A 23,650-nucleotide genomic window follows, 5' to 3' on the forward strand; every position below is an offset into this window, starting at 1 on the left:
CCGGGCGTCGCGACCCGGTGAACCTTCCCGGTCACAGCACTAGAGCCGGATCACGATCTTGCCGCGCACCTGACCGTCCCTCAGGTAGCGGATGGCGTCGGGCACCTCTGCCAGCGGGTAGGTCCGGTCGACGACGGGGGTCACCGAGCCGGCCTCGATGAGTTCCGTGAGGACCTGGAGGTCGCTGTGGTGCTCCGTGGAGGCGAGCCCGCGAAGGCGGTGGGCGACGAAGGGGGACAGCAGGAGCGCGCCCAGCTGCCGCTCGTTGCCACCGATCCACCGGCCGCCTCCTTCCCCGCCGACGATGACGAGGGTCCCGCGCGCGGTGAGGCCGCGGCGGAGCCGGGCGAGGGGGCGGTTGCCGGCGATGTCGAGGATGAGGTCGTAGCGGCGGCTGCCGTCGGTGGGGTCCTCGTGCGCGTAGTCGAGGACCTCGTCGGCGCCGATGGAGCGGACCAGGTCCGCCTTGGCGGCGCTGCAGACTCCGGTGACGTGGGCCCCGAAGGCCTTGGCCAGTTGCACGGCGTACGTGCCCACGCCTCCTGACGCGCCGAGGACGAGGACGCTCTGCCCGGCCTTGACCTGTCCCCCGTCGCGCAGCGCCTTGAGGGCGGTGCACGCGGAGACGGGTACGGCGGCGGCCTCCTCGAAGCCGAGGTTCGCCGGCTTCTTCGCGAGCGCGTCCTCCTTGGCGCAGGCGTACTCGGCGAACGACCCGTTGCAGCTGCCGTACACCTCGTCGCCCGGCTGGAAGCGGGTGACGTCCGGGCCGACCGACTCCACCCGCCCCGCGAGGTCCATGCCCCGGACGCGCACGCGGGGTGCACGAAGGCCGATCACGGCGCGGACCGCGTACGGCATGCCCGCCATGAGGTGCCAGACGCCCTGGTCGACGGCGGCCGCGTGGACCCGTACGAGTACCTCGCCACGGCCCGGAACCGGCCGGTCTATCTCGTCGAGGCGCAGGACCGCGGGCGGGCCGTAGGTGTCCTGAACGATGGCCTTCATGAGTCGTCTCCCTCGGTCACGGAATACTGGAACACTGCGTCGAGCGGTACCGCGAACACACGGGCGATCTGGAACGCCTTCTCCAACGAAGGGGAGTAGCGGCCCTGTTCGATGGCGATGACGGTCTGGCGGGTCACGCCGATCCGGCGGGCGAGCTCGGCCTGCGTCATCTCGCCGTTGGCGAAGCGCAGGGCCCGGATCGAGTTGGTGACCTTCGTGGGCCTCACCACGGCTGGAAGCCCAGCCGGTAGGCGGCGATCTTCGCCGTGGAGCCGAGGATCGCCGACAGGGCGAACGCCAGGTAGATGGCGTTGGCGATCCAGAACTGTTCCACCTCGGCCATCGCCAGGACGAGCCCGGCCACGCCGCCGACCACGACGAAGGACTGTCCCACGTACTCACCGAAGTGGTGGATCTCCCGGTCGCGCTGGTCCTTGGTCTTGTCCTCCTCGGGCGCGAGGAGCGCCACGGTGATGTGGAGCGCGATCGACGCGACGATCGCCGCGCCGACCGTCCACAACAGCGCGGCCACGTACGGCTCCTGAGCGAGGGGGCCGTCCCCGGACCGCCCGAGCACGACGGCCAGGTACGCCCCGTACGACAGGACCGTGACCACGATCATGATCCAGGCGCGTTTTTCCTCGACTGCCACTGCCACTCCCCATGTAAAGAAAACCCGACACCTGGAGTGTCAAGCAGGCAGGACACGATGTCAAGATTTCTATACACCTCCGGGCCGTGCATTGTCCGCGGACAACCGGTTGTCCACTCCTCCCCCGCCGCTGAGCTGCGCCGACGCGCGCCGGCCCGCCGGTCAATTCCGCCTCCGGCCAGCGTCCCTCTCGCAGCACCGCACCACTGACGTGCGGTACCTACCTGCATCGCAGATCAGAGAGGTGAACCCAGTGACAGTGCACGGATCCTTCAGGTCCGCGGCGTTGGTGAAGGCCATCGTCGCGCTGACGATGACCTTCTTCGCGCTCGTGGCCACGACGAGTGCGGCCGGCGCCTCCACCGGAGCCGGCGGCGGCCGCGCCGGAGCGGACTTCTCGGCTCAGGCCAGGAGCCTGGGGCTGGACGGCGCTCGGGCCGAGAGCCTTCAGAGCAGGGTCGACGCCTACCTGGCCAAGGAGCGCGGGAAGCAGGTGGCCGCCAACAAGATCCCCCTGGACGCCGGCGGCTTCCTGCTGCTCGCCCTGCCCGGTGAGTCCTACGCGCGCGACCTCGCCGCGCCGGGCGACGCGCTCGGTGCGGGCATCGCGTGCCCGTACACCTACGTGTGCGCCTACAGCGGGGAGAACTTCACGGGCGACTACAGGGCCTACTACACGTGCAACACCCTGAACCCCATCCCCTGGACCGGGACCGGATCGTGGAAGAACAACCAGCGCGCCGAACTGCGGGCGAGGTTCTACGACCAGTACAAGAACGTCGGCTGGACCTCACCCGGCGGCTACAGCGAGGACGCCCATGCCCCCTGGGGCTGGGTCTACTACCTCAGCCCCTGCTAGTGGCCTGCCTCAGCGGCCCGGGGCGGGAGCGTCGTCGAGGAGCTCGGGTCCGTTGTTGCGCACGTTGTTGACCGCGGTGGACACCGCTCGGACGTCCAGCCGGCCGCCCCCGGGAGCGGCCAGCAGAGCCCGCAGTTCGTGCGGATCCTCGTGGGCGGGGTCGAGCCAGGCCTCGTAGTCGGCCGGATCCAGGGCGAGCGGCATGCGGGGGTGGACGCGACCGGCCGTATCGGTGGCCTCGGTGGTGATGATGGTGCAGGTGGCCCACCAGGCCGCCGGATCGTCGTCGTCGGCGACGGCGGGGTCCCGCCAGAACTCGTACAGTCCGGCCATCGCCATCACCCCGCCGTCCTCGGGACGGATGAAGTACGGCTGCTTGTACGCCTTCTTCCCGCCGGAGGCGGGGACCTGCTGCCACTCGTAGAACCCGTCCGCCGGGAGCAGACACCGGCGCTTGGCGAACGCACGCCGGTAGGCCGGCTTCTCGTGCACGGTCTCCACCCGCGCGTTGATCATCTTCGCGCCGCTCGACGGACTCTTCGACCACGACGGCACCAGCCCCCACCGCAGCGGGTGCAGCCTCCGTTCCAGCACCCCGCTCTCCCGGTCGGCGCGTTCGAGCACCGCCCACACCGCGTCGGTGGGGGCGACGTTCCAGCTCGGCTCCAGCACGTCCCCCGGATCCGGGGGCGCGGCCTGGAAGAGGCCGGACAGGTCCTCGGGACTGCGGGTGGAAACGTATCGGCCGCACATACGGTCCACCCTGCCACCTGACGCGGCGTCCCGGGGGTTGCGCCGCGAGCCCGGCGTGACCGGCATGACCGGCATGACCGGCATGACCGGCAAGACAAACCTAGGAGGAGCCGAGCAGCCCCAGGAGCGGCGTCAGTGCGCCGGGGCGCTGGTCGGCCGGCAGGTGGTCGACGAAGTGCACCGGGCAGCCGAGCGCCTGCGCACCGCCGTCCGCGGTGCGGTCGTCGCCGACCATCAGCACATCGGCGGGTGCCAGGCCCAGCCGGTCGCAGGCCGCCCGGAAGATCACCGGGTCGGGCTTCTGCGTGCCCAGCTCGAAGGAGAGCACGTAGGCGTCGACCAGCTCGTCCAGCCCGTGCGCGCGGAAGACCGGCCGGAGGTCCCATCCGATGTTGCTCACCACGGCCACCGGCAGCCCGCGCCGGCGCAGTTCGCGCAGCGTCGGTTCGCTGTCCGGGTAGGGCCGCCAGGCGGCGGGGCTCATGTGGCGGTCGTAGAGCGCCTGTGCCAGCTCCGGGTCCGTCACACCGGCCGCGCGGGCCAGCCCCCCGTAGGCGGCCCGATGGTGATCCGCGCTCATGTCCCGCTCGCGCCAGAGGCCTTCGAGGTGTGCGGGCATGTGCTGCGGCGCCGGCCCGCCCGGCAGCGCGCCGTACTCCGTCAGCCGCCGCACGGTCTCGCCGTACTCCTCGCCGCCCAGCGGGATGCCGGTCGCCGCTAGGGCGGCGGTGAGCCAGTCCCCGGTCGACTCGACGCGCAGCAGAGTGCCGGAGAAGTCGAACATCACACCTTTGACCATGTCGTGATCGTAGGGCAGGCCGGCTGCCGGTGAGCCGCTGTCCCGCAGAACGTCGGTCCCGCCCGGCCCGGGACGCCGGTCAGGTCGCCGGTCAGGTCGTCGGGTGCAGCCGGGACGCGGTGTCCGGTGAACTCTGCGGGCTCGCGCCGAGGCCGGCCAGGGCGCTGCCCGCCAGCCAGGTCCGCCAGTCCATGTTCCAGTCGCCGAAGCCGTTGTCGAAGGGCTCCATCGTCGGTCCGCCGCTGTTGACCACCTCCACGATGTCCCCTTCGCGGACCGTGCGGAAAAACCACGCGGCGTCCTCGGTGCTCATGCCCGTACAGCCGTGGCTGACGTTCTCCTCGCCCTGCGCCTCGACGGACCAGGGCGCGGCGTGGATGTACTCGCCGCTCCAGGTCACGCGCGTCGCGTAGCGGACGGGCAGGTCGTAGAACTCCTTGGTGCCGCGCTTGATGCCGACGGAGTCCCCGCGCATCCGGACCTTGGGCTCCTTGCGCAGTACGACCTTGATGCCGCTGCGGGTCCTGAACCCCGCCTTGCCGGTGGTGACCGGAATCGTCCTGATGACCCGTCCGTTGCGGCGTACGGTCATCCGGTGCGCGGCGGAGTCGGTCACGGCCTCGATGCGGTCCCCGATGGCGAACCGCAGTTCGTCGGAGGGGCCGCCGTAGTGGTGGTCCCCGACCTCGACCCCGTCGAGACCGCTGCGGACGCGGACCACGGTGTGGGCGGGCCAGTACGTACGCGGCCGGTAGTGCAGGGTCGATTCGTCGACCCAGTGCCAGGCGCCCTCGACCTGGGGCTCCGAGGTCACCTCCAGTGCCCGCTCCAGCCGGGCGCGGGCCGGAAGGTCGTCGGCGGGCACCGGCCGGCTGAGGGCGGCCGTCACGATCTCCCCCGCTCCGTACGTGCCGGGGCGCGGCCCGAACTCGACCGTCAGCCTGCCCCCGTCCGCGGGCGGCGCCGTCCTGAACGCCACGGTCACACCGACCGGGGTCCCGGCCGCGTCCTGGGCGCCCACCTGCACCGTGTAGGTCTCCCCCGCGCGCAGCGGCTCGGAGTTCAGCCAGCGCCCGCTGTCCGGGCCCAGTTCACCGGCCAGATGACGGCCGTGCCCGTCGCGTACGGTCACGTCCGTGAGGCGGCCCGGTTCCGCGAGGGTGATCTCGAGCGGCCCGCCGGCGTCCGTGGGAAGCTCCTGCGCCCGGGCGGCGCGCGCGGCAGCGCCGAGGGAGGGCTTCTCGAGGAGGGACCCCACGCCGCGGGCGGTGGCCCGTACCCGCTGTTCCCGCCAGCCGCTGCACAGTCCGGCCCGGAACATGCGCGCCGCACACCCCTCGCCGGCTTCGCGGCCCTCGTCCAGCACCCTGCCGACCAGCAGGGTGACCGCCGCTTCCCGCGACGGACCGCCGAAGGTCGCCTCCGAGGGGTCCGCGTCGGGCGCCCGGCCGGGTGCTGCGGCGACGACCAGCATGGCCCCCGTCACCGCGGCAACGGCGCCCCACGCCCTGGCCGGTTGTGTCCGTCGCATTCGTGGCATAGCCGTATCAAACCGATGGGGAGCCAAAATGATGATCATTAACTCGGTTCTGCGGCCGAACGGGCACCCCAAGAGAACTCGGACGGAGCACAAGCCGCCCGGCGCGGGCGCGGGCCCGATCATGCCGGGGTGCTCCATTCGACCAGCTGGATCACGACTCCGTTGGGGTCCGTCAGCTGGAAGAGGCGCTCGCCCCAGGGCTCCTCGCGCAGCGGCATGGTGATGGGTGCGCCTGCGGCGCGCAGCCGCGCCTCCTCGGCTTCGATGTCGGCGACCGTGAGCGCGAGGATCAGCCCGGTCGCCCGCTGGTCGCGCTGGGCGGCCGGGAGGACCTCGGTGCCCAGGCGGAGCAGGACGATGTCCACGGCCGCGTCCTCGCGGGTCAGGGAGGCGAACCCGTCGGCGGCCATGGCCACGTGGTAACCGAGGTGGCCGCACAGGAAGTCGCGGGAGGCGTCCACGTCGGCGACGGTCAGGGAGAGGGTGGAGGTGGTGACGTTCACGGCGGCTCCTCGGCACGGCACGGGCCCGCGCCAACGCGGGACCGGCTTTCATTCGGGCTGATTTCATTCGGGCTAACTTTGCTACGGACGTAACTTTATGTACGGCTCGCAGCTCGGTCAAGGGTAATTTTGCTACGGGTGTAAGATTTCCTCATGGGCATCGAGATGGGACTCCGCGAGTCCAAGAAGCAGGAGACACGGCAGCTGATCTCCGACCACGCCACCCGGCTCTTCATCGAGCAGGGCTTCGAACAGACGACCATCGCCGAGATCGCCACCGCGGCCCGCGTCGCCAAGAAGACGGTCACCAACTACTTCGCACGCAAAGAGGACATGGCCCTCGACCACCACGAGGCGTTCACCCAGAGCCTGGCCCGCGCCGTCGCCGCCCGCGCCGAAGGCGAGTCGGCGCTCGCCGCGCTGCGGCGGGAATTCCACACCGCCCTCGAAGCCCACGACCCCGTCGCGGGCTTCGCCGGCCCCGAGTTCGCCCGCATGATCGCCGAAAGCCCCACCCTCACCGCCCGTCTGCGCGAGCTCCACGACCAGCGGGAAGAGGCCCTCGCCGCGGCCCTCGCGCCCATCACCCCCGGCACGGCCCCGGACATCGCCCCCCGGGCAGCCGCGGCCCTCCTCGCCGCAGCCCACCGCCTGTTGTTCCAGCGCATCCAGGAACTCACCCTGGCCGGGCACTCCGAGGACCGGATCACCGCCACCCTGACCCCCGAGGCGACGCACGTCTTCGACCTCCTCGCCGCCTCCCTCGGCGACTGCCCCGCGGCCGCGTGACCTTGGGGGTGGACTCCTGCCCACCGGCCTCCGATCGGCGCCGGTCCGTTGCTTTGCTTCGCCGAGCGCGAACCGGCGCCGCGAGTGTGCCTGTCATCTGCTGAAGTGGCCGGATGGATCTTCTGATACTGGGTGGGACGGCGTGGCTGGGCCGTGAGATCGCACGGCAGGCACTGGGGCGCGGTCACGAGGTGACCTGCCTGGCCCGCGGCGAGAGCGGCGACGTCGCCCCCGGTGCGCGGCTGGTGGCGGCGGACCGGAGGCAGGACTCCGCCTACGCCGCTCTCCTCGACCGCGACTGGGACGCCGTGGTGGAGGTGTCATGGCAGCCGGCCTTCGTCCGCGGCGCCCTCTCGGCGCTGGCGGGACGGGCCCGGCACTGGACCTACGTCTCGTCCATCAGCGCCTACGCCGACCACAGCGCGGTCGGCGCCGACGAATCGGCGGCGCTGCTGTGCCGGCCGACGGGCCGTACGTGGATCGCGACGCGTACGGAGAGGCCAAGGTCGCCTGCGAAGCGGCTTCGCGCGCGGCGGTCGGTGAGCGCCTCGTCGTCGCCCGGGCCGGCCTGATCGGAGGACCGGGCGACCGCAGCGGGCGTTCGGGGTACTGGGTGGCTCGATCCGCCCGCGCGGTGGACCAGCCCATGCTGGTACCTCGCTCTCCCGGCCTGCCGACGCAGGCGGTCGACGTGCGCGACCTCGCGGGCTGGCTGCTGGACCTCGCGCAGGAGCGGGCCGCGGGGACCTTCGACGCCGTCGGGCCCGTCGTGCCCTTCGAGGAGTGGGTGGACCTGTCGCGGCGCGTCGGCGGTCACACGGGACGGGTGGCGCGGGCGGACCCGCAGTGGCTCCTCGATCAGGGGGTCGGGCAGTTCATGGGCGCCGAGTCGATGGCCATGTGGATGCAGGATCCTCGGTGGGCGGGCTTCTGCGCCCGCAGCGGAGCCGCGGCGCGGGCGGCCGGGCTGCGCCATCGCCCCCGCGTGGACATGCTCGAGGCCGTCCTGCGGTGGGAACGCGCCGAGGGGCTGGACCGCTCCCGCCGAGCCGGCCTGAGCGGCGCCCGCGAACGCGAACTGCTCACCGCGCTCGCAGCCGACGGGAGCACCGAGGAGAGCAGCTGACCGGGGGCGGACCCTGCCGCCGCCCCCTGCCCGCCCAGTGGCTCATCACAATCCGTACCGCCGGGCGGACTCCTCCTCCTGGGCCAGCCGGTGCAGCGCCTTGAGCACCGGCTGGAAGAGGATGGCCGCCGCGACGGCGGTCTCGACCTTCTCCGCCTCGGAGGGATAGGTCTCCACGAAGTCCAGGTCCCGCATGGCCGCCTGGTGCATCAGCTGGGCGTACGGGGCCATCAGCTCGGCGTCCCACGGATAGCCGAGCCGGATGAGCGTGGCCACCGCCACCACGAGCGAGCGGTGCACGGGGGACAGTTCACCCAGCTCCCGGGCGGTCGACCAGCCCAGCATTTCGAGCAGCCGGTCCACCTCGCCGCGCGCGGCGGCCACGGCCCCGTCCTCCTCGCCCCGACCGGCGTCGGTCCCGGCCTCCTGGGGCAGGGCCCACAGGGCCGCGCCCAGGCGGATCGTGCGGCCCAGCGAATCGTCGTCGACGTGCTGGAGCACTTCCCGGACCGTTGCCACCGGGACGTGGCCGACCTGGATCATCGCGCGCACCAGCCGCAGCCTGCGCAGGTGACTGTCGTCGTAGTCGGCGGTCGTCGCGCTGACGCGGCGGCCGGGCGGCAGCAGCCCTTCGCGCAGGTAGTACTTGATCGTGGCGATGGCGACGCCGCTCCGCTCACTCAACTCCGCGAGCCGCAATCTCTTGAACCTTCCCTTGGCGAGTGCCACTATCCCATCACTGACCGTTGGACAGCATTGCTATCCAATGAGCGATCTGGAGGCCGGCGTGTTCGCGAAATCCTTACCGGGCCGTACCACCGCAGCTGCCGAGGGGGACGTCGTCGTCCTGCTGATCGGCATGCGCATCAACCACTTCCGTGCCGTCCACCACTGGCTGCCGGTGCTCCTCGCCATGCCGCGCATGCTCCGCGAGCTGGCCCGTGACCCGAGCCGGGGACTGCTCGGCCACGTCCTGCTCACCGCCTCGCCGCGCACCTACTACGTGGTGCAGTACTGGGAGTCCAAGGAGAAGCTCTACGCGTACGCCGCGGCCCCGGACATGTTCCACCACACGATGTGGTCGATCATCAACCGCAAGGAGCGCGCCTCCAAGCTGCGCGGCCACGTGGGTCTGTGGCACGAGTCCTACATCGTGCCCGAGGGGTCGTACGAGTCCATCTACTTCGACATGCCGCCCTTCGGACTGGCCGCGGCCACCGGGGTGCTCCCCGTGGAAAGCCGCGGCCGGCGCGCGGCCGACCGGTTCGCCCACCGCTCTGCCGCGGCCGGTCCCTCCCAGTGAGCCGGGCCTCCGGTCACGGCCGGGGCCTCGTGGCGATGGTGGCCCTGACGGGGACGGTCCGGACGTACGTACCACCCGGGTCGTGGTCCAGCAGGGCCTGCCGCAGCTCGGCCTCGAAGGCGTCCTTGCGGTCGCCGAAGAGGGCCGGACTGGAAGAGGCGAAGGAGAACTGGAGACCGACCAGCTGGTCGACGGTGTAACGGACGCGCTGCGCCCAGTCGGTGGTGTCGACGCGGGAGAACGGCGACTTCGCGAGCTGGTCGTCCAGGTCGTCCGCCGCAGGCGTCGCCGGTCCGTACGCCGCCCGGTAGCCGGGCCCGAGGAAGCGCGCGCACACCTCCTCGATGACGCCCAGCCAGGACGGACGCGGGTCGCCGTGGCCGGCCGGGGAGGTGACGAGGGCGATCCCGCCCCGGGGCGCGAGCAAGGTGTCCAGGTCGGCCGGCACCCGGGCGCGGTCCATCCGGTGGAAGGCCTTGCCGATCACGCACAGGTCGATCCGGGGCAGGCACAGGCGGGTGATGCCGGCGGCGTCGCCGTCCAGCCAGGAGATGTTCGTGAGGCCGCGCTCCTCGGCGAGCCGGCATCCCTCGGCGAGCATGGCGGGCTCCGGGTCGACGGCGTAGACGTGCTCGGCCAGCGGAGCCAGGGGCAGGGTGATGGTGCCCGGTCCCGCGCCGAGGTCCAGTACGGTCTGGGAGCCGTCGAGCGCGAACCGGTCCGCGAGCAGCTCGTAGAGCTCCGCCGGGTACGGCGGCCGGTAGCGGGCGTAGTACGGGGCGGCGGACGCGAACGGGGTGCTCATGGGGATCCTCCCTGGCCGGGGTTGCATCCGCCGATGGTGGAACACAAGCCGGCGCTCGGCGGCGACTGCCACTCCAAGTCCCCCGTACGGAGGTCTCCCCCCCGGGGAGACCTGTCGTGAACGGGCCGGGCCGGCGCCGGACACCCGCGGCTCACCTGGCCGGGGTCAGGCGCTCCCACAGGAAGGTGTGGACCAGGGCCTCGTTGAAGGCGGTCTGGCGGTGGTCGGTCGCGCCCGCGTGACCGCCGCCGAGGTGCTCGTGGAAGAGGACGGGATGCCCGAACTCGCGAAGTCGGGCGGCCATCTTGCGGGCATGGCCGGGGTGGACGCGGTCGTCGCGGGTCGAGGTGAGCAGGAGCAGCGGCGGGTACGCGGATCCGTCCGCCCGGACCTGGTGGTACGGGGAGATCCGCTCGAGGTGGGGCCGGTCGTCCGGGCTGTCTGGATCCCCGTACTCGGCGATCCAGCTGGCGCCGGCCAGCAGCTTGTGGAAGCGGAGCATGTCCAGCAGCGGCACGTGGGCGACGACGGCGCCGAACAGTTCCGGATCGCGGGTGAGCATCGCGCCCATGAGGAGGCCGCCGTTGCTGCCGCCCTCGATGCCCAGTTGGGCGGGGGTGGTGATGTCCCGGGCGGTGAGGTCGCGGGCGACGGCGGCGAAGTCCTCGTAGGCCCGGACGCGGTTCGCGCCGAGGGCCGCCTTGTGCCATCCCGGCCCGTACTCGTGGCCGCCCCGGATGCCCGCGACGACGTAGGTGCCGCCGCGCGCGAGCCAGGCGCGTCCGGTGACCGCGCTGTACTGCGGGACCATGGAGATCTCGAAGCCGCCGTACCCGTAGAGCAGGGTGGGTCCGGGGCCGGGCCGGTCCTCGGGTCCGACGACGAAGTACGGCACCCTCGTGCCGTCCCGGGAGGTCGCGAAGTACTGGCGCACGGCGAGACCGGCGGTGTCGAAGAACGCGGGACTCCGCTTGACGCTCTCGCTGTCGCCGCCGACCGTGCCCCGGTAGAGGGTGGAGGGCTGGAGGAAGCCGGAGACGTCGTGGAAGTATTCGTCGCTCACGTCCGGATCGGTGCAGGTGACCGAGGCGGTGGACAGCGGCGGCACGCCCGGCAGCGGTGCGCGGCGCCAGCCGCCCGGGCCCGGGGTGAGGAGCTCCATCCGGGAGGACACGTCGGCGCGGGTGCTGAGGATGAGGTGGTGGCGGGTCCAGCTGTATCCGGCGAGCGCGGTGTGCTCGTCCGGGGCGAACAGCACTTCGGCCGCCCGCTCCCCCGCCCGGAAGGCGTCGAAGTCGAAGGCGAGCAGGCTGCCCGCGGGGTGGCCGAGCCACGGCGACTTGGTGGTGACGGTCAGCCACTGCCGGTGGACGCAGGCGCTCGCGTCGTCCGGTACATCGATCTTCAGCGGCGGGCCGGCGTCCTCCTGGAGGAGGAACAGCTCCTGCTTCCAGAAGTCGATCTGCCGGTGGACGAAGTCCCGTTCGAAACCGGGGGTGTCGTCGTGCCATCCCGAGGCGGACAGGTCCGACGGCCGGCCCTCGTAGACCAGCTCCGCTTCCCCGAGCGGTGTGCCGCGCCGCCAGCGGCGTACCTGGAGCGGGTAGCCGGACGCGGACATCGAGCCGGCACCGAAGTCCGTCCCGATCCAGACCCGGTCGTGGTCGATCCATCCGATCCGGGTCTTGGCCTCCGCGACCTCGAATCCGCCCTCGACGAACTCCAGGGTTTCGAGGTCGAACTCGCGCACGACGCAGGCATCCGCGCCGTCCCGCGACAGCATGACCAGGGCGTGGCGGTGCTCGGGGGCCAGGACGGTGCTGCCCGCCCACGCCCAGTTCTCCCCCTCGGCCTCGGCCAGGGCGTCGAGGTCCAGGAGGACCTCCCAGCCGGGCCGGTCCGTGCGGTACTCCTCGAGCGTGGTGCGCCGCCACAGCCCGCGCACGTGGTCGGCGTCCTGCCAGAAGTTGTAGAGGTGCCCGCCTCGGCGTGCGACGTACGGGATCCGTCCGTCGTCGTCCAGCACCTCGCGCATCTCCTGTTCGAGCACCTTGAACGCGGGGGCACCGGTCAGCGCGTCCACGGTCTCGGCGTTGCGCTCGCGGACCCAGGCGAGGGCGGCCTCGCCGGACACGTCTTCCAGCCAGAGGTAGGGGTCTTCATCGCTCATCAGGCGATTGTGCAGGACGCGGCCGGCGGGCGTGCGGCGTACGGCCCGGCGCAGCGGCTCCGGAGGACGTCGTGCCGGTCAGCCCTCGGCCGCCGACCGGTGCTCGCGCAGGGCCTTGTGCACCGACCAGACCACCGAGACCAGCGGCACCGCGACCACCGCGCCGACCACCCCGGCGGCGATGGCCCCCGCGACCACCGAGATCGCCACCACCAGCGGGTGCAGGAGAACCGCCCGGCTCATCACCAGCGGATGCAGCAGATGGCCCTCGATCTGCCCGATGACCACGATCAGCGCGATCACCAGGCCCGCGACGAGCGGCCCCTTCGCGGCCAGCGCGACCACCGCGGCGACCGCCAGCGCGACCGGCGATCCGATGAGGGGCACGAAGGCCGCGAAGAACTCCAGCAGCGCCAGCGGCACGGCCAGCGGGATGCCGAGGAAGTACAGCGCGACGCCCACGAGGACGGCGTTCGTCGCCGCGACCAGGACGATCCCGTGGGTGTACCCGGTGAACGTGCGCCAGGCCGCGCGCCCGGCGATCGCCACGCGCCCGCGCGCGGTCGCGGGCAGCTGTGCGCAGAACCACGACCACTGCCGGTCGCCGCCGTGCAGGAAGAAGACCGAGCAGAAGACGGCGAGGGCGAGGACGGTGAGGACGTGCACCAGGCGCCCGGCGCCGCTGACCGCCCTGCTGAGCACCGTGGAGCGGTGGCTCGACAGATACTCGCCGATCCGGTCCTGGACGTCGGAGAGCGCCCCCGGGTTCAGCCGGAAGGGCGGCCGCTCCAGCCACTCCTCGATGCTGGCGAGCCCCCGGCGGAACTCCCGGGCCAGGGTGGTGCTCTCCCCCGCCACCGCCTCGCCGACGAGCGTCAGCACACCCATCAGGAGCAGCGCGCTGCCGACGAGGCAGACGGCGACGGCGAGCGTCCGGGGCAGGGCGCGCGCGAGGTGCCGGGTGGGTGACCACAGCAGCGCGGAGACGACGAGGCCGAGGAAGAGCGCCACGGCGATCTCGTGGAACCGGCCCAGCACGGCGAAGACGGCGTAGACGGCGGCGCCGACGACCAGCAGGCGCCAGGCGTACGACGCGGCCGTACGCAGGAACGGTGACACCGGCGGCATGAGCCATGACTGCCACGGCGGCCCCGCGATGCCACGCGCCGCGCTCCGGATTCGCCCGTCCGGGGCGCGTACGGGGGCGATCGGACGGGCCGGTGCCCGGCGCCGTTGCGGGGAAAATGCGTTGCCGAGGCGCGGACGGCCGCTGACGATGGCCTCTCGTGAGCACCTCCCGACGGGCCGCCGTCCTGCCCGACCTCGCCCCCTTTCGGTCCAGCCGCGATTTCCGGCTGCTCTTCTACCAGGGCACGGTGACGTACTTCGGCTCCTTCATGGCGATGGTCGCGCTGCCTCTGCAGATCAAGCATCTGACGGACTCTCCGCTGGCGGTCGGCGCGATGGGCGCGGTGGAGCTGGTTCCGCTGGTGGTCTTCGGGTTGTACGGTGGCGCCCTCGCCGACGCGGTCGACCGGCGGCGGATGATCCTGCTGACCGAGGCCGGGCTCGGGGTGCTCGCCCTGGTCCTCCTGGTGAACTCGCTGCTGCCGGATCCGCTGCTGTGGCCGCTGTACGTGGTCGCGGCCGCCGTGTCGGCGCTGGCCGGGCTCCAGCGGCCGGCCCTGGACTCGCTGATGGCGCGGATCGTGCCGCACGACCAGCTGACGGCGGCCGCCGCGCTGAACGGGCTCCGCTACCAGGCGGGCGCGATCGCGGGTCCGGCTCTGGCCGGGCTGGTCGTCGCGTACGCGGGTTACGCCTCGGCCTACTCCGTCACCGTCGCGGGCTTCCTCGTCTCCGTGCTGCTGTGCCTGGGGCTCAGGCCGGCTCCGCCGGCGAAGGACGCCGAGCGGCCGTCGCTGCGCGGGATCGCTGAGGGGGCCCGGTACGCGTGGAGCCGGCCCGTGCTGCTGGGAACGTACGCCGTCGACATGGCGGCGATGCTCTTCGCGTTCCCGAACGCCGTCTTCCCCTTCCTCGCGGACGAGCTCGACGCGGTGTGGGCGCTGGGTCTGATGTACGCGGCGGGCGCGGTGGGCTCACTGGTTCTGGGGATGACCAGCGGCTGGACCTCGCGGGTACGCCGGCACGGGCTGCTGGTGGTGTCGGGAGCCGCGGTCTGGGGCCTGGCCATCGCGGCCGCCGGCGCGTTCCCCGGCATCTGGCTCGTGCTGTTGTGCCTCGCGGTGGCGGGCGCGGGCGACATGCTGAGCGGGCTGGGCCGCGCCACCATCTGGAACCAGACGATCCCCGAGGAACTGCGGGGCCGGCTGGCGGGCATCGAGGTGCTCTCGTACAGCGTGGGCCCGCAGCTGGGTCAGGTCCGGGCGGGCACGATGGCGGGATGGACCGGTACCCGGCCGGCGTTCTGGAGCGGCGGTCTGGCCTGTGTGGCATCGGTGGCGGTGCTGGCCGCGCTGCTGCCGAAGCTGGTCTCCTACGACCCGGACACCGACGAGGACGCGCTGCGCCGCCGGGCGGCCCGGGGGGCGGAGCCGAGCGGTGCGGCGGCCTGAGGGCCCACGTCCGGCCGGCTGCCTGGCTGCCTGACTGACTGACTGACTGCCTGCCTGCCTGCCTGCCTGCCTGCCGCTCAGGTCTCCCGCTCGGCGAGGATCCGGTCGGCGGCGTAGTGCGGGCAGTTGAGGGCGTGCCAGGTCACCGACAGTGACCCCGCTCCGGTCCGCAGGGTCCGCACCGCACCGTCGGCGGCGGTCGCCTTGCAGAAGGGACACACGACGGTCTCCGGGCGTAGTAGGTCGAACATGCCGGGTCCTTCCCGCAGCTTTCTCACACCGGACCAGTCCAGAACTATCAAATCCGGCGCCATTCGGCCGCAGTACCCACAAGTACAGCTGGTTTTTTCCGGCTCTGGAGGAGGGGGAAGAGCGGTGGGACGGGGTCGGGGTGGCGTCCTCGGGCGGCGGCCGCGCCGACGAGTTCCCTTGCGGCGGACCGGACTTCGGCGTCGTCGCGGGGGTACGCGGTCCGGCTCGTCCGTCACCGCGGGAAAGCGGGCGACGCCGTAGGGGGTACGCGGCGCCCGGGCGGTGACGGGCCGCTCCATGGAGGTTACTCGCGAGGAAACACCGCCTTTGGCTATGGTGAGCGCCCTCCGGTCGAGATTCCTTCGGATCCCAAGAACAAACACGGATCCGATGCGTCGATCGAAGGAGTTCCCGCCAATCCGGGACATGATCACGTAGTCCAGAGCGACGTGGTGTCGGCAACACCGCCCGACGTCGGCTCGGTACGAGCCGGCCTGCCCCCGCCCTGCCACCCGGGGCTGGAGGGCGGCGGCCTTCTCATTCACCTACCTCGCGAAGGCAAGGCAGAGATGGCAAGAATGCCCCGACAGTCCTCCGGACCGTCGTACCCGCAGTCCTCCCGACGCTCCTCCCGACCCCGGACACAGCATCCGGTCGACGAGCTGCTTCCGATACCCAAGCTCGCCCTGTACGGCTTCCAGCACGTCCTCGCGTTCTACGCGGCGGCGGTGATCGTTCCGGTCCTGCTCGGGAACGCGCTGGGCCTCTCCCGCCAGGAGCTCGTCCACCTCATCAACGCGGACCTCCTGACCTGCGGCGTGGCCTCGATCATCCAGGCCCTCGGCGTCTGGAAGGTCGGCGCCAGGCTGCCCCTGGTCCAAGGCGTCACCTTCACCGCGGTCTCGCCCATGATCGCCATAGGCATGGGAGCGGGCGGCGGTACCGCCGGCCTGCTCGTCGTCTACGGGGCGGTGATCACCGCGGGCATCGCGACGTTCCTGTTCGCGCCGCTCTTCAGCAAGCTGGTCAAGTACTTCCCGCCGGTCGTCATCGGCACGATCCTCACGATCATCGGCATCACGCTGATCCCGGTGGCCCTGCAGGACGCCGCCGGCGGCGCCCACCTCATCGGCACTCCCGCCTACGGGGACCCGAAGAACCTCGCCTACGCGCTGGGCACCCTGCTCTTCATCCTGACCATGGTCCGGATCGGCAAGCCGTTCCTCAGCAGCCTCGCCGTCCTGCTCGGACTCGTCGTCGGCACGGCGGTCGCCTGGCTGTTCGGGGACGTCGACTTCAGCACCGTCCGGGAGACGGACTGGTTCGGGATCACGACGCCGTTCCACTACGGCATGCCGCGGTTCGAGCTGCTTCCGATCGTCGCCATGCTCGTCGTCATCCTGATCACCATGGTGGAGACCACCGGGGACGTCTACGCGATCGGCGAGATCACCCGCAAGAAGGTCGACGCCGACACGGTCGCCCGGGCCCTGCGCGCCGACGGCGCGGCCACGGTGCTCGGCGGCGTCCTCAACTCGTTCCCGTACGTGGCGTTCGCCGAGAACATCGGGCTCGTGCGCATGTCCAAGGTCATGAGCCGGTACGTGGTCGTCGCGGCCGGCGTGTTCATGGTCGTCCTGGGGCTGCTGCCGAAGGCGGGCAGCCTCGTCGCCTCGATCCCGCACCCGGTACTGGGCGGGGCGGCGATCTCCATGTTCGGCATCGTCGCCGCGGTCGGCGTCCAGATCCTGGGGAAGGCCGATCTGCGCGAGGAGCGCAACACCCTGATCCTGGCGGTCAGTCTCGGCGCCGCCATGCTGCCCACCACGGTCGGCCCGTTCTTCGACCGGATGCCGGCCGACCTGCGGGCGGTGCTCGACAGCGGGATCACCCTGGGCGCCCTCACGGCCATCGCGCTGAACCTGCTCTTCAACGTCTTCACGAGCCGCACCACGATGGAGATCGACTGGGACGACATCGAGGAGGGCGGCTCCACCGAACCGCGTTACGGGGCGCCCGCCCACTGAAGCGGTCCACGGACCGGGCAGCCGGGAGGCCGGGAAGGGCTACGTCGCCCTTCCCGGCCCGCGCCGGCGTCGCCCCCGTCAGGGGCCTCCCACGGTGAACGGCGACGCCTCGCCCTCCTCACCGATCAACTCCCAGAAGTGGTCGACGAGTCGGCGCAGGTAGGCCGCGCGCTCCGCGGCGATCTCCTTGAGGCGGGAGTCGTCGTTGCGGGCGACCAGGTGTCCCATGTACCGCTCCGAGAACCGCGCGAACTCCGCGTGCATCGTGCGCAGCGCGTCACCCACGCTGGTCGCGTCCACCACCACGATCTCCGCCACCGGGTCCACGTACGTCTTCCACCGCCCGGCGACGGCCGCCCGCAGGTGCTCCGCCAGCTCGTCCACGCGGCCCATGATTCCGATGAGCTTGCGCAAGGACAGTCCCAGGGCCTCCACGAGCGCCCTGGTCTGCCAGGCGTCCCCGTGCCACTGCTGCGCCGCTTCGGCCGCACGGTACTCGGACGGGTCCATGCCTATCCGGTACGCCAGCCGCTCCACGGTCAGCTGGCGGGCCAGCCGGTGCTCGGCGAGCGTCCGCGGCACGATGCCCATCAGCGTCGTCGCGTCGCACCACAAGACGTCGGCCAAGGCGAAGAGTTGACGGTCGGAGGGCACCTGGGAGCCCTGCTCCCAGGCCAGCACCGACTGGGGGTGGACGGGGGTACCGCAGGCCGCCATGGAGTGGGCCACCTGGGTCGTGGTCAGGCCCATGCGGGCGCGCGCGGCCCTGGCCTCGGAGGGGGAGAACGGAGTGCTGTGCACGTACGAGACACCTCGCAGCACCCTCGGACGCGCGGCGTTCGAGGGGGGACGGATTGATGGATGAACACCAAGCGCGGGCACAGTAACAGATGTTCAACAGATGTTCAGCGGGGTGTAACCGTCCGTTCCCCTGCGATTCAAAGGCTATGCGGGCCCTCCAGGCTCGAAGCTCGCGAGCATCTGCTCCAGGGCGGCCTGGTCCGGCCCCACGAACGGATCGAGGCCCGGCACGGCGGCGATGGTGTCGATGAACTGCGCGGTCCGGCCCACCGCCGGCGGCAGGTGCGTGGACAGGATGGTCTGCGGGTCCATCGACCGCAGCGGATCCACGGTGGCCAGGAACCTGTCCGGATCCACCACCTGCACCCAGGGGCTGTCCACGCTCGCCCAGAGCCGCTGGGCGGCTCTCAGATCCCCGGCCGGCACCTCCGCGACATCGGCGCCCGTGGCGATGTCCGCGGTGGGCATGGGGCCGCCGAAGCAGTCGGAACTGAAGCAGGTCCGCGAACGGTCGTCGTAGAAGCCGACGGTGGCCGGGTTGTCGAACAACGGCGGCCGGAAGGCGTGCAGCGTACGGTCGCCCACGTCCAGGCTCTGACCGGGATTGAGAAAGTACACCCGGTCCAGGGGCAACGGCCGCTCGGTGGACATGATCCCGGCGCCCAGGAACGTGGTGACCAGACGCGCCGCGGGAGCGGCGTCGAGCAGCGCGAAGAGGCCGCCCGTGTGGTCGCGGTCGGGGTGGGTGAGCCAGATCCACCGCACGTCGGCGGGGTCGACCACCGAACCGAGGACGCCGAGGAAGTCCCGGTCCGGCAGTCCGAGCCCGGTGTCGACGACCACCGGCTCCTGGGCGTGCAGGACGAAGGCGTTGACCGGGACGAAGCCGATGCCCGGTACCTCCAGGCAATCCGCGAGAACGGTGGTGTCGGGTCCCACCTTGTGCGTGCTCATGGTGATCTCCACGGTCCTGTGAGGGACGTTCCTCCCTCCATCGTGGCGCCGTCGGGTTGCGCACGCGCGCGGGAGGCGGTAGCCGCGCCGGGCGCTCGGTTCGGGCGGCGCGCTCTGCGCGCGGCGCGCTCGGTTCGGGCGGCGCGCTCAGTTCGCGCAGTCCGAGTCCCGCGCCGGGCGCCTGCCGGTGGTGAGGAACTCGGTGACCGTACGGTTGCCGCACGCGTTGCCGTTGCCGAGGTAGAGCCCGTGGCCGCCCTGCTCGACGGTGACCATGCGGGCGCGCTCCCCCAGGGCCGCGCGCATCTTCAAGGCCCCGAACAGCGGGGTCGCCGGATCCCGGCGGCTCTGGATCATGAGGATGTTGGACGGTCCGTCGTCGGTGATCCGGGTCGGCTTCCGGTCGGGTGCGGTCTTCCAGAAGGAGCAGGGCAGCACGTTCGCCGGCATGCCGGCCGTGAGCGGGTGCCGGACGCGGTCCGCGTCGACAGCCCGCTGGTACGAGGCCATGGGCGTGCGCGGCCACGCCACGTCGTTGCAGATGACGCCGACCACGAGCGCGGCGTCCTCGTTCCGGAGGGGCTGCGCGAGCTCCGGCGGGAGTGCGGGGGTCCGCGCCGGGTCCTGGGCCGCCTGGACGAGCCGGGCGAGGGAGGCGAAGGCGGAGTCGCTGTAGAGGGCGTTCTGGAGGGCCTGGCGCAGCTGGTTGCCGGTGAGGGGGGCCCCCGGGGTCGTCGATTCCTTCGGCGCGCGGTCCAGCAGGGCCGCGAGCGAGACGACGAGCGGCCGTACCTCCTCGGGCCGCCCGGCCAGGCGCAGTCCGTCCTGGTCCCGGTCGGGATGGGCCGCCCAGGCCGCGAAGTCCGGGAAGCGTTCCTCCACGCCCTGCCCCATGTTCGCCAGCCAGCCGCGGGCGACGCGCTTCGGGTCGGGGTCGCCGCTGCTGTCGAGGACCCAGCGGTCGGTGTGCTCGGGGTATTCCTGCGCGTACACGGCCCCCACGTACGTCCCGTAGGAGATGCCCCAGGCGGAGAGTCTGCGCTCGCCGAGCGCCTCGCGGAAGCGGTCCATGTCGCGGACCTGGTTGGCGGTGGTGAAGCTGCGCAGCTCGGGGCCGCCGTGACGGGCGCAGGCCTCCGCTATGCGCTGGGAACGGGCGATGTTCTCGGTGATCTCGCCGTCCGGGCCCGGCCAGGAGCGCAGGTTGGTCAGGTACCGGTCCTCGGGCGCGAGGTCGCAGCTCGCGGTGGTGCTGGCGCCGACTCCGCGCGGATCGAAGGCGACGAGGTCGTACGCGCCGGCCAGCTCCCGCTGGAGGGCGTCGCCCTTCTGCGTCAGGCGCTGCACGCCGGATCCGCCGGGGCCTCCGGGGATCACGATGAGCGTGCCGCGCCGGGCCTCGGGGCGGTCGCTGCGGATGCGGGAGACGGCGACGCTGATCTGCCGGCCGTGCGGGTCGTCGTAGTCGAGCGGAACGGCCAGCTCGGCGCACTCCTGGGCGGCGGGTCCCTCCGGCTTGGGGCAGGGGCGCCAGTCGAGTCGCGGGCCGGCCGCGGCGGGCCGGGCGACGGCGGGTGCGGCGGTCGCGGTCAGGCCCGTGGCCACGGTGGCCGCGGCGAGGGTGAGGAGGAGCGCCTTCTTGGGGTAAGTCGTCATGCGACAAGCCTTGTTGATCGCGCCCCGGCCTCCCATCCAGCGGGCCGGTCGGTGCCCGGTGGGGTTAACCCCCGGGCCCGCGCGCGGCGTTCGCGGACCCGCACACGGTGTTCGGGGGACCGCACGGCGGCCGTCCCACGACTGCCGGGCGGCGGATCAGGGCAGCGGGACCCCGCGGGCGGTGATCCAGAGCTCGTACCACTCCTCGTGCGTGAGGTCGGGCTCCCCCGCGGCCGCGTCGCGGCAGGCGCGGATCCGGTCGGGGCGGGCGCTGCCGATGACCGGCGCGATGGCGGCCGGGTGCCGGATCAGCCACCACAGCAGGACCGACTCGGGCGTCGTGCCCTTGCGCCGGGCCAGCTCGGCCAGCAGTTCCGCGGTGGCCCGCTCGGCCGGGGTCTGCTGGCGACCGGTGAAACGGCCCTGCGCCAGCGCGCCCCAGGCCTGGAGGCGGATGCCGTGGTCGCGGCAGTGCTCCAGTGTTCCGAAGGGGAACCCGTTGTTCGCGGATCCGGGCGTGTTGAGCAGCACTCCGGCCTCGACCCAGTCGCGGCTGTGCAGGCTCATCTCCAGCTGGTTCGCCACCAGCGGTACGTCGAGACGGGCCTGGAGGTGGGCTATCTGCGCGGCGCCCATGTTGGAGACCCCGAAGCTCCGTACGAGACCCTGCCGGTGCAGCGACGTCAGCGCCGACGCGATCGAGTCCACGTCCGCCAGGGGGTCGGGGCGGTGCAGCAGGAGGACGTCGATCACGTCGGTCCGCAGCCGGGTCAGACTCTCCTCGACCCGCCGCGTGATGCTCTCCCCGCGCAGGTCGTACATGCCCGGCCGGTCCTCGTCGCCGAGCCGGATCCCGCACTTGGTCTGGAGGGTGATGCGCTCGCGCAGCCCCGGCGTCCGTGCGAGCACCTCGCCGAAGACGGCCTCGGCCTTGCCGTGCCGGTAGATGTCCGCGTGGTCGAAGGTGGTGATCCCGCTGTCGAGGGCGGCCTCGATGGCCGCCTCGGCGGTGTCTATGTCGCCGGGCCCGTACGGACCGGGCTCCCAGCTCCCGCCCAGCCCCATGCACCCGTACAGCACCCGGTCGCCGTCCATACCCGCACTCCCCACTCGTCACCACGCTCGACCCCCACCCTAGGGGGTGTCCTGACGGTGGCCGATGTGGGCTTCGCCTCGCCCGATCGGCCGTACACTCGGGCCATGGGTCGCATGGGTTCCACGAGGCAGTGCCTGCGGCGGGCTGCCTCCGGTCCGCGCCCGGCCGTCGTCGACCCCGCCATCCCGGCTGACGTCGAGGCGCCCGAGACCCGCCGTACCGCCTTGCACGGCCACGGCTAGCGCTTCCCTCTTCCTGACGCGCCGCCGCCCCGTGCGGTGGTCGGTCCCACCTCACCGGGCTGAGCCCCCCGTCCGGCTCCGGTCGGACGCTTCCCCGCCCCGCTCCACATCACCACCGCAGTTTCCCGGCACGCCGCCGGCGCTGCCGCCTGGCTACGGCCGCACGCCCGGGCCGAGCCACCTCGAAGGGATCATTGTGAAGCTGAGCGACTTGCTGGCCGGGCAGGAGCACCACGTACTCCGGGGTGACCCGGAGACGACCACGATCACCGCGGGAGCGACGTTCGACGCTGAACGGGTCACGCCCGGCTCGCTGTTCATCGCCGTGCCCGGCCACCGGGAGGGCGGACCGGACGCCGTCTCGCCCGCGCTCGCCCGCGGAGCGGCCGCGGTGCTCGTCGACGGCAGGGAACCGGCGCTTCCGGCCTCGGTGTGGCCGCCGGGGGCGTGCGCCGTGCGGGTGCCCGACACGCGGACGGCGGCCGCGATCGTGACCTCGCGCTACTTCGGCGAACCCGGGCGGCAGATGGACATGGTGGCGATCACCGGCACCAACGGCAAGACGTCGGTGTCGTACATGGTCGAGTCCGCCCTGCGGATCTCCGAGGGCGCGAAGGTGGGGGTCATCGGGACCGCCGGCAGCCGGATCGGCGACGAGCTGATCCCGATGCCGCGCTCGGTGCTGACCACGCCCGAGTCGCCGGACCTGCAGTACCTGCTGGGGTGCATGCGCGACCGCGGCGCCGGCAGCGTGGTGCTGGAGGCCACCTCGATGGCCCTGCTGACGCACCGGGTGGACCGCACCTTCATCGATGTCGGCGTCTTCACCAACCTGACGCAGGACCACCTGGACGACCACGGGACGATGGCGAACTACCGGGACGCCAAGCTCCGGCTGTTCCAGGGCCTGTGCCGGCACGCGGTGGTCAACGCGGACGACGCCGTGGGCGCCGGGATCCGGGCGATGATGCCGGGGGCGGTGACCACGTACGCACTCGACGCCCCCGCGGACTACCGGGCCACCGACCTCGTGGTGAGCGCCTCCGGCACGCGCTTCACCCTCCACCACGGCGGGCGCGCGTATCCCGCGTCGATCCCCGTCCCCGGCAGGTTCTCGGTGGCCAACGCGCTGGCCACCGTGGCCGCCTGTCACGTCCTGGGCCACGACCTGGACGCCCTGGTCGCCGCGCTCGACCGGATGCCTCCCGTACCGGGCCGGTTCGAACGCTTCCGGACCCCGCTCGGCACCTCCGTGATCGTGGACTACGCCCACTCCCCGGACTCCCTGGACAAGGTCCTGACCACCATCCGCGGCTTCGCGCGCGGCCGGATCGTCACCGTCTTCGGCTGCGGCGGTGACCGCGACACCACGAAGCGGGCCGACATGGGGAGGATCGCCGGGACCCACTCCGACCTCTGCGTCCTCACCTCGGACAATCCCCGCAACGAAGACCCCGAGGGCATCCTGGACCAGGTCGCGCCCGGCCTCGCGGCGACCGGCACCCCCTTCGAACGGTTCGCCGACCGCCGCCGGGCGATCGAGTTCGCCCTGTCGGCCGCGGGTCCCGAGGACATCGTCCTGATCGCCGGGAAGGGCAGTGAGCCCTACCAGATCGTCGGCGAGGCGCTGATCCCCTTCAGCGACATGTCCACGGCGCGCGAACTCGCCGCGGTCCAGGCCCCCGTGGAGCCCGCGCCCGCGATCTGCGCGTAGACCTCGGATCTGTGCGCAGGCC

23 protein-coding genes and 1 pseudogene are annotated in these 23,650 nt (G+C 72.1%); 8 read left to right on the forward strand and 16 right to left on the reverse strand.

Annotated elements, in window-relative coordinates; genetic code table 11:
• Positions 1–39: 39 nt before the first annotated feature.
• From ACZ4TV_RS13995 to ACZ4TV_RS14005, 3 genes are read right to left on the reverse strand one after another with little or no spacing between them, the layout of a single operon-like run.
• Positions 40–1,008, reverse strand: a complete 969-nt coding sequence (locus ACZ4TV_RS13995; protein ID WP_468134189.1) for an NAD(P)-dependent alcohol dehydrogenase — start codon at positions 1,006–1,008, stop codon at positions 40–42.
• Complete coding sequence (locus tag ACZ4TV_RS14000) at positions 1,005–1,238, reverse strand: helix-turn-helix transcriptional regulator (RefSeq protein ID WP_468134191.1); 234 nt, start codon at positions 1,236–1,238, stop codon at positions 1,005–1,007. Before ACZ4TV_RS14000 ends, ACZ4TV_RS13995 begins: the two co-directional genes overlap by 4 nt.
• The gene (locus ACZ4TV_RS14005; RefSeq protein ID WP_468134193.1) at positions 1,232–1,660 is read right to left on the reverse strand and encodes a hypothetical protein; all 429 of its coding nucleotides are present in this window, start codon (positions 1,658–1,660) and stop codon (positions 1,232–1,234) included. The genes ACZ4TV_RS14000 and ACZ4TV_RS14005 overlap by 7 nt, the downstream gene beginning before the upstream one ends.
• A gap of 253 nt (positions 1,661–1,913) precedes the next feature.
• On the opposite strand from ACZ4TV_RS14005, the gene ACZ4TV_RS14010 reads away from it, so the two are divergent.
• Entirely contained in the window at positions 1,914–2,519 is a 606-nt protein-coding gene (locus ACZ4TV_RS14010) for a peptidase inhibitor family I36 protein (protein ID WP_468134195.1), read from the forward strand.
• Positions 2,520–2,528: 9 nt separating this feature from the next.
• Here ACZ4TV_RS14010 and ACZ4TV_RS14015 read toward each other — a convergent pair whose 3' ends face one another.
• The 4 genes from ACZ4TV_RS14015 to ACZ4TV_RS14030 all read right to left on the reverse strand — a co-directional run bounded on the left by ACZ4TV_RS14015 (position 2,529) and on the right by ACZ4TV_RS14030 (position 6,114).
• A complete protein-coding gene (locus ACZ4TV_RS14015; protein ID WP_468134197.1) occupies positions 2,529–3,272 on the reverse strand; it encodes an SOS response-associated peptidase in 744 nt (247 codons plus the stop codon).
• A gap of 100 nt (positions 3,273–3,372) precedes the next feature.
• Positions 3,373–4,071: an HAD family hydrolase gene (locus ACZ4TV_RS14020; RefSeq protein WP_468134199.1), complete on the reverse strand. Its 699-nt coding sequence runs from the start codon at positions 4,069–4,071 to the stop codon at positions 3,373–3,375.
• A gap of 91 nt (positions 4,072–4,162) precedes the next feature.
• Positions 4,163–5,611, reverse strand: coding sequence for a L,D-transpeptidase (locus tag ACZ4TV_RS14025; RefSeq protein ID WP_468134201.1), 1,449 nt, complete (start codon positions 5,609–5,611; stop codon positions 4,163–4,165).
• A gap of 119 nt (positions 5,612–5,730) precedes the next feature.
• Entirely contained in the window at positions 5,731–6,114 is a 384-nt protein-coding gene (locus ACZ4TV_RS14030) for a VOC family protein (RefSeq protein ID WP_468134203.1), read from the reverse strand.
• A gap of 165 nt (positions 6,115–6,279) precedes the next feature.
• Between ACZ4TV_RS14030 and ACZ4TV_RS14035 the strand changes: the two genes are divergently transcribed.
• Together ACZ4TV_RS14035 and ACZ4TV_RS14040 are read left to right on the forward strand one after the other, a co-directional pair.
• On the forward strand, positions 6,280–6,903 hold the full coding sequence (locus ACZ4TV_RS14035) for a TetR/AcrR family transcriptional regulator (RefSeq protein ID WP_468134473.1): 624 nt from the start codon (positions 6,280–6,282) through the stop codon (positions 6,901–6,903).
• Positions 6,904–7,016: 113 nt separating this feature from the next.
• Positions 7,017–8,029 (forward strand): annotated as a pseudogene (locus tag ACZ4TV_RS14040) (NAD-dependent epimerase/dehydratase family protein).
• 45 nt (positions 8,030–8,074) lie between these two features.
• Here the strand turns inward: ACZ4TV_RS14040 and ACZ4TV_RS14045 are convergent.
• Positions 8,075–8,728, reverse strand: a complete 654-nt coding sequence (locus tag ACZ4TV_RS14045; RefSeq protein WP_468134205.1) for a MerR family transcriptional regulator — start codon at positions 8,726–8,728, stop codon at positions 8,075–8,077.
• Positions 8,729–8,795: 67 nt separating this feature from the next.
• On the opposite strand from ACZ4TV_RS14045, the gene ACZ4TV_RS14050 reads away from it, so the two are divergent.
• Complete coding sequence (locus tag ACZ4TV_RS14050; RefSeq protein WP_468134207.1) at positions 8,796–9,332, forward strand: DUF4188 domain-containing protein; 537 nt, start codon at positions 8,796–8,798, stop codon at positions 9,330–9,332.
• Between the two features lie 13 nt (positions 9,333–9,345).
• Here the strand turns inward: ACZ4TV_RS14050 and ACZ4TV_RS14055 are convergent, their stop codons facing one another.
• From ACZ4TV_RS14055 to ACZ4TV_RS14065, 3 genes are all read right to left on the reverse strand, one after another.
• Positions 9,346–10,137, reverse strand: a complete 792-nt coding sequence (locus ACZ4TV_RS14055; RefSeq protein ID WP_468134209.1) for a class I SAM-dependent methyltransferase — start codon at positions 10,135–10,137, stop codon at positions 9,346–9,348.
• A gap of 151 nt (positions 10,138–10,288) precedes the next feature.
• A complete protein-coding gene (locus ACZ4TV_RS14060) occupies positions 10,289–12,307 on the reverse strand; it encodes a prolyl oligopeptidase family serine peptidase (RefSeq protein ID WP_468134211.1) in 2,019 nt (672 codons plus the stop codon).
• 78 nt (positions 12,308–12,385) lie between these two features.
• Positions 12,386–13,435, reverse strand: coding sequence for an AI-2E family transporter (locus ACZ4TV_RS14065; RefSeq protein WP_468134213.1), 1,050 nt, complete (start codon positions 13,433–13,435; stop codon positions 12,386–12,388).
• Positions 13,436–13,593: 158 nt separating this feature from the next.
• Here ACZ4TV_RS14065 and ACZ4TV_RS14070 point away from each other — a divergent pair, with 158 nt between their 5' ends.
• Complete coding sequence (locus tag ACZ4TV_RS14070) at positions 13,594–14,886, forward strand: MFS transporter (RefSeq protein WP_468134215.1); 1,293 nt, start codon at positions 13,594–13,596, stop codon at positions 14,884–14,886.
• Between the two features lie 77 nt (positions 14,887–14,963).
• Here the strand turns inward: ACZ4TV_RS14070 and ACZ4TV_RS14075 are convergent, their stop codons facing one another.
• Positions 14,964–15,137, reverse strand: coding sequence for a hypothetical protein (locus ACZ4TV_RS14075; RefSeq protein WP_468134217.1), 174 nt, complete (start codon positions 15,135–15,137; stop codon positions 14,964–14,966).
• A gap of 579 nt (positions 15,138–15,716) precedes the next feature.
• On the opposite strand from ACZ4TV_RS14075, the gene ACZ4TV_RS14080 reads away from it, so the two are divergent.
• The gene (locus ACZ4TV_RS14080) at positions 15,717–17,165 is read left to right on the forward strand and encodes a nucleobase:cation symporter-2 family protein (RefSeq protein ID WP_468134219.1); all 1,449 of its coding nucleotides are present in this window, start codon (positions 15,717–15,719) and stop codon (positions 17,163–17,165) included.
• A 78-nt stretch (positions 17,166–17,243) separates the two neighbouring features.
• On the opposite strand, the gene ACZ4TV_RS14085 is transcribed toward ACZ4TV_RS14080, so the two are convergent.
• The 4 genes from ACZ4TV_RS14085 to ACZ4TV_RS14100 form a co-directional block, all read right to left on the reverse strand.
• On the reverse strand, positions 17,244–17,966 hold the full coding sequence (locus ACZ4TV_RS14085) for a helix-turn-helix domain-containing protein (RefSeq protein WP_468134221.1): 723 nt from the start codon (positions 17,964–17,966) through the stop codon (positions 17,244–17,246).
• 144 nt (positions 17,967–18,110) lie between these two features.
• Positions 18,111–18,920: an MBL fold metallo-hydrolase gene (locus ACZ4TV_RS14090; protein ID WP_468134223.1), complete on the reverse strand. Its 810-nt coding sequence runs from the start codon at positions 18,918–18,920 to the stop codon at positions 18,111–18,113.
• A 147-nt stretch (positions 18,921–19,067) separates the two neighbouring features.
• Positions 19,068–20,576 carry an alpha/beta hydrolase gene (locus tag ACZ4TV_RS14095; RefSeq protein ID WP_468134225.1) on the reverse strand — a complete coding sequence of 503 codons (1,509 nt, stop codon included), beginning with the start codon at positions 20,574–20,576 and terminating at the stop codon, positions 19,068–19,070.
• A gap of 156 nt (positions 20,577–20,732) precedes the next feature.
• A complete protein-coding gene (locus tag ACZ4TV_RS14100; RefSeq protein ID WP_468134227.1) occupies positions 20,733–21,671 on the reverse strand; it encodes an aldo/keto reductase in 939 nt (312 codons plus the stop codon).
• A 105-nt stretch (positions 21,672–21,776) separates the two neighbouring features.
• On the opposite strand from ACZ4TV_RS14100, the gene ACZ4TV_RS14105 reads away from it, so the two are divergent.
• Entirely contained in the window at positions 21,777–21,914 is a 138-nt protein-coding gene (locus tag ACZ4TV_RS14105) for a hypothetical protein (RefSeq protein ID WP_468134229.1), read from the forward strand.
• Between the two features lie 196 nt (positions 21,915–22,110).
• A complete protein-coding gene (locus ACZ4TV_RS14110; protein WP_468134231.1) occupies positions 22,111–23,628 on the forward strand; it encodes a UDP-N-acetylmuramoyl-L-alanyl-D-glutamate--2,6-diaminopimelate ligase in 1,518 nt (505 codons plus the stop codon).
• Positions 23,629–23,650: the final 22 nt, after the last annotated feature.

The organism is Streptomyces sp. NPDC028910 (assembly GCF_055564955.1).